We start from the raw sequence: 5809 nt of genomic DNA, 5'->3' as shown, positions 1-5809 counted from the left end.
TAAATACCGCTTCACCGAAGGCGGGAACGCTGATGGGGACGGGGAAGCGGGCTTTTTGGTTTGTGGACCTTGAGGAAATTCTGGGAATGGATGACCGGACGTGGCGTCGTGAGAGTGGCGCTTGTTCCGTGATTTTGGTTCCTTTGCTTTTTGACATTGATGGATATCTGAAGGGATATGCGGGCGGTTTGGTTGTTTTTCGACTGATGAGCTTGCATATCGGCCTGGTAGCGAAAGCGATGATCCAGGTGTCAGCTTCACTGTTTGGCGGCTCACGGGTTCACTGTGGGACGACAAGCAGAGATGATTGTCCGGTCTTTCGGGGCCGGATGACAGATGTGCAAGGTTCGACGTCAAGGATAGCGCCAGCGATGGTGCTTTCAACTTGAGAGTTTGATCCTGGCTCAGAACGAACGCTGGCGGCAGGCCTAACACATGCAAGTCGAGCGAGCATTTCGGTGCTAGCGGCGGACGGGTGAGTAACGCGTGGGAACGTGCCCTTTTCTGCGGAATAGTCCTGGGAAACTGGGGGTAATACCGCATACGCCCTTTTGGGGAAAGATTTATCGGAGAAGGATCGGCCCGCGTTGGATTAGGTAGTTGGTGGGGTAATGGCCCACCAAGCCGACGATCCATAGCTGGTTTGAGAGGATGATCAGCCACACTGGGACTGAGACACGGCCCAGACTCCTACGGGAGGCAGCAGTGGGGAATCTTAGACAATGGGGGCAACCCTGATCTAGCCATGCCGCGTGAGTGATGAAGGCCTTAGGGTTGTAAAGCTCTTTCAGCTGGGAAGATAATGACGGTACCAGCAGAAGAAGCCCCGGCTAACTCCGTGCCAGCAGCCGCGGTAATACGGAGGGGGCTAGCGTTGTTCGGAATTACTGGGCGTAAAGCGCACGTAGGCGGACCGGAAAGTTGGGGGTGAAATCCCGGGGCTCAACCCCGGAACTGCCTTCAAAACTACTGGTCTGGAGTTCGAGAGAGGTGAGTGGAATTCCGAGTGTAGAGGTGAAATTCGTAGATATTCGGAGGAACACCAGTGGCGAAGGCGGCTCACTGGCTCGATACTGACGCTGAGGTGCGAAAGCGTGGGGAGCAAACAGGATTAGATACCCTGGTAGTCCACGCCGTAAACGATGAATGCCAGTCGTCGGGTTGCATGCAATTCGGTGACACACCTAACGGATTAAGCATTCCGCCTGGGGAGTACGGTCGCAAGATTAAAACTCAAAGGAATTGACGGGGGCCCGCACAAGCGGTGGAGCATGTGGTTTAATTCGAAGCAACGCGCAGAACCTTACCAACCCTTGACATCCCTGGACATCCCGAGAGATCGGGCTTTCACTTCGGTGACCAGGAGACAGGTGCTGCATGGCTGTCGTCAGCTCGTGTCGTGAGATGTTCGGTTAAGTCCGGCAACGAGCGCAACCCACGTCCCCAGTTGCCAGCATTCAGTTGGGCACTCTGTGGAAACTGCCGGTGATAAGCCGGAGGAAGGTGTGGATGACGTCAAGTCCTCATGGCCCTTACGGGTTGGGCTACACACGTGCTACAATGGTGGTGACAGTGGGTTAATCCCCAAAAGCCATCTCAGTTCGGATTGTCCTCTGCAACTCGAGGGCATGAAGTTGGAATCGCTAGTAATCGCGGAACAGCATGCCGCGGTGAATACGTTCCCGGGCCTTGTACACACCGCCCGTCACACCATGGGAGTTGGGTCTACCCGACGGCCGTGCGCTAACCAGCAATGGGGGCAGCGGACCACGGTAGGCTCAGCGACTGGGGTGAAGTCGTAACAAGGTAGCCGTAGGGGAACCTGCGGCTGGATCACCTCCTTTCTAAGGAAGCTTCTGGCAGGACCGCTTGCGGTTCTCGTGAAGCGACTTAGCAGGCATCCGAGATCAGGATGCCACATATGACGGCCGGACCGTCCTCATATCCCTTCAGTGTCAGAAAGCCAGGCCAGCCTGTGGCCGGCCTCCGGGTCGGTAGCTCAGGTGGTTAGAGCGTACGCCTGATAAGCGTAAGGTCGGAGGTTCAAGTCCTCCTCGACCCACCAGATCATTGGTGGAGCACGCCTGACAGGCGTGAGGCTTCGCAGCCGGTTCCGCGGGGATCGAAAGGTCCGGTGGACCTTTCGAAGGCGGAGAAGGCCCCGGCAGGGGCGGTTCAAGTCCTTCTCGACCCACCATTGCCTTATCAGGGGCCTTAGCTCAGTTGGTAGAGCGCCTGCTTTGCAAGCAGGATGTCATCGGTTCGAATCCGTTAGGCTCCACCAAACTTCCCCGACATGATCAGCAAGCCTTGCTTGGCAAGGTTTGCTCGTCCTGTCGGACGCAGTCTTCGCAAGAAGACGTTTAACATCGTTCAGAGAGATAATCAGCGTTGTCGGCGCATCCCGAGTGGGGGATGCGTGGTTCGCAAGAACCAACGGCGGCGTTGTCCAAGTCAAGTACACTAACCAAAGTGTGTCCATGCCGCGCAAGCGGCCTCCGGCATTGAGCCGGCGCGCCGCGAGGCACATGGACATGCGGGAATAGTATGCATGCGATGCGGAAGCGAACGGGATGCGGGCAACAAAGGGCCGCGTTCCTGGAAGGCGCAAGTCTTTCTTCTTCCGGATCAAATCAAGCGCGATAAGGGCGTTTGGTGGATGCCTTGGCAGCAAGAGGCGATGAAGGACGTGATACCCTGCGATAAGCCATGGGGAGCCGGGAATAGGCTTTGATCCATGGATCTCCGAATGGGGAAACCCACCTGATGCTTGGTTGTTGTTTGCCGCTTGCGGCAGTCAACAATCGGGCAAACCAGGTATCTTGGACCTGAACACATAGGGTTCAAGAAGCGAACCCGGGGAACTGAAACATCTAAGTACCCGGAGGAAAGGAAATCAAACCAGAGACTCCGTTAGTAGTGGCGAGCGAACGCGGACCAGCCGAGCCTTGAGGATGACCGGAACAGACTGGAAAGTCTGGCCAGAGCGGGTGACAGCCCCGTACGGGAAGTCCGATGGGACGTATCAAGTAGGGCGGGACACGTGAAATCCTGTCTGAAGATCGGGGGACCACCCCCGAAGGCTAAGTACTCCTTGCTGACCGATAGCGAACCAGTACCGTGAGGGAAAGGTGAAAAGCACCCCGACGAGGGGAGTGAAACAGTTTCTGAAACCGGACGCCTACAAGCAGTCGGAGGGATCTTGCATCCTGACGGCGTACCTTTTGTATAATGGGTCAACGACTTGGTCTGTCTGGCAAGCTTAAGCCGTTAGGTGGAGGCGCAGCGAAAGCGAGTCTTAAATGGGCGCATGAGTCAGACGGATCAGACCCGAAACCGAGTGATCTAGGCATGAGCAGGATGAAGGTTGGGTAACACCAACTGGAGGTCCGAACCCACACCTGTTGAAAAAGGTCGGGATGACTTGTGCCTAGGGGTGAAAGGCCAATCAAACTCGGAGATAGCTGGTTCTCCGCGAAAGCTATTTAGGTAGCGCCTCGGACGTATCCTCCTGGGGGTAGAGCACTGCATGGATGATGGGGGCCCACAGCCTTACTGAGTCTAAGCAAACTCCGAATACCAGGAAGGACTATCCGGGAGACACACGGCGGGTGCTAACGTCCGTCGTGGAAAGGGAAACAACCCTGACCAACAGCTAAGGCCCCCAATTCGTGGCTAAGTGGGAAAGCATGTGAGACTTCCAAAACAACCAGGAGGTTGGCTTAGAAGCAGCCATCCTTTAAAGATAGCGTAACAGCTCACTGGTCTAAACAAGAGGTCTTGCGGCGAAGATGTAACGGGGCTCAAGCCACGAGCCGAAGCTTTGGATGCATCCTTCGGGATGCGTGGTAGCGGAGCGTTCTGTGATATGGGACGCTGCCTCTTTTGCCTGTTCGCAGGCAGCGGAGGCATTGTTCTGACTGTGAAGCCGGGGCGTGAGCCATCCGGTGGAGTGATCAGAAGTGAGAATGTTGACATGAGTAGCGACAAAGGGGGTGAGAGACCCCCTCGCCGAAAGTCCAAGGGTTCCTGCTTAAAGCTAATCTGAGCAGGGTGAGCCGGCCCCTAAGGCGAGGCCGAAAGGCGTAGTCGATGGGAACGGGGTTAATATTCCCCGGCCAGGAGATGGTGACGGATCGCAGGTGTTGTGAGGTCTTATCGGATTGACCTTGCAGCTGAGCGGTTCCTGGAAACAGCCCTCCAAGAAGACCGTACCCGAAACCGACACAGGTGGACTGGTAGAGAATACCAAGGCGCTTGAGAGAACCACATTTAAGGAACTCGGCAAAATACCTCCGTAAGTTCGCGAGAAGGAGGCCCGATTGGCAGGCAACTGTTGGTCGGGGGCACAAACCAGGGGGTGGCGACTGTTTACTAAAAACACAGGGCTCTGCGAAGCCGCAAGGCGACGTATAGGGTCTGACGCCTGCCCGGTGCCGGAAGGTTAAAAGGAGAGGTGCAAGCCTTGAATTGAAGCCCCGGTAAACGGCGGCCGTAACTATAACGGTCCTAAGGTAGCGAAATTCCTTGTCGGGTAAGTTCCGACCTGCACGAATGGCGTAACGACTTCCCCGCTGTCTCAAATGTGGACTCAGCGAAATTGAACTGTCTGTGAAGATGCAGACTTCCCGCGGTTAGACGGAAAGACCCCATGCACCTTTACTCCAACTTCGCACTGGCATCAGGATTGCGATGTGCAGGATAGGCGGTAGGCTTTGAAGCGGGGACGCCAGTTCCCGTGGAGCCGTCCTTGAGATACCGCCCTTCGCTGTTCTGATGTCTAACCGCGGCCCGTTATCCGGGTCCGGGACCCTGCGTGGTGGGGAGTTTGACTGGGGCGGTCGCCTCCCAAACAGTAACGGAGGCGCGCGAAGGTTGGCTCAGAGCGGTCGGAAATCGCTCGTTGAGTGCAATGGCAGAAGCCAGCCTGACTGCAAGACTGACAAGTCGAGCAGAGTCGAAAGACGGCCATAGTGATCCGGTGGTCCCGAGTGGAAGGGCCATCGCTCAACGGATAAAAGGTACGCTGGGGATAACAGGCTGATGATGCCCAAGAGTCCATATCGACGGCATCGTTTGGCACCTCGATGTCGGCTCATCTCATCCTGGGGCTGGAGCAGGTCCCAAGGGTATGGCTGTTCGCCATTTAAAGAGGTACGTGAGCTGGGTTTAGAACGTCGTGAGACAGTTCGGTCCCTATCTGCCGTGGGTGTTGGAGACTTGAGAGGAGTTGCCCCTAGTACGAGAGGACCGGGGTGAACGTTCCACTGGTGGACCTGTTGTCGTGCCAACGGCAGTGCAGGGTAGCTATGAACGGACAGGATAAACGCTGAAGGCATCTAAGCGTGAAGCCCCCCTCAAAACAAGGTCTCCCTTGAGAGCCGTGGAAGACCACCACGTCGATAGGCCGGAGGTGTAAGCGTGGCAACACGTTCAGCTGACCGGTACTAATGGCTCGATAGGCTTGATTTGATCCGGAAGAAGAAGGACTTCTTCCAACGCATCCTTGGACAACACCTTCCCGTGCAAACGGGAAAACGCTGAGCGTTTCTTTCCCGGTCTGGTGGCCCTAGCGCGAGCAAAACACCCGATCCCATCCCGAACTCGGCCGTTAAGTGCCGCTGCGCCGATGGTACTGCGTCTCAAGACGTGGGAGAGTAGGTCACCGCCAGACCTGGAAAGAAACGCATCTCCCTGAAACGATCATCCCTCCGATCCAAGGACAACAATGGCGCGGGGTAGAGCAGCCCGGTAGCTCGTCAGGCTCATAACCTGAAGGTCGTAGGTTCAAATCCTACCCCCGCAACCA

General features: G+C 56.3%; 1 protein-coding gene, 3 tRNA genes and 3 rRNA genes. All 7 read left to right on the top strand.

The annotated features are described in order from the left end of the window. The coding region (locus ACFOM8_RS22255; protein ID WP_377764560.1) for a hypothetical protein at positions 1 to 389 on the top strand (389 nt) is incomplete at its 5' end. Continuing rightward, positions 382 to 1844 (top strand): 16S ribosomal RNA (locus ACFOM8_RS22250). The genes ACFOM8_RS22255 and ACFOM8_RS22250, both read left to right, overlap by 8 nt. A 144-nt stretch (positions 1845 to 1988) precedes the next feature. After that, positions 1989 to 2065: transfer RNA gene (locus ACFOM8_RS22245), tRNA-Ile, on the top strand. A gap of 143 nt (positions 2066 to 2208) precedes the next feature. Further along, a tRNA-Ala gene (locus ACFOM8_RS22240) sits at positions 2209 to 2284 on the top strand. Positions 2285 to 2631: 347 nt separating this feature from the next. Next, a 23S ribosomal RNA gene (locus tag ACFOM8_RS22235) occupies positions 2632 to 5472 on the top strand. A gap of 87 nt (positions 5473 to 5559) precedes the next feature. Beyond that, positions 5560 to 5674, top strand: a 5S ribosomal RNA gene (gene rrf, locus ACFOM8_RS22230). The 16S, 23S and 5S rRNA genes sit together here with 3 tRNA genes alongside, the layout of an rRNA operon. A gap of 58 nt (positions 5675 to 5732) precedes the next feature. Continuing rightward, positions 5733 to 5809: transfer RNA gene (locus tag ACFOM8_RS22225), tRNA-Met, on the top strand.

Source organism: Paracoccus angustae, from assembly GCF_042648745.1.
In the GTDB taxonomy this organism is placed as follows: domain Bacteria; phylum Pseudomonadota; class Alphaproteobacteria; order Rhodobacterales; family Rhodobacteraceae; genus Paracoccus; species Paracoccus angustae.
The sequence above is the reverse complement of the archived record's forward strand: the minus strand, read 5'-3'. Positions and strand labels throughout refer to the sequence as shown.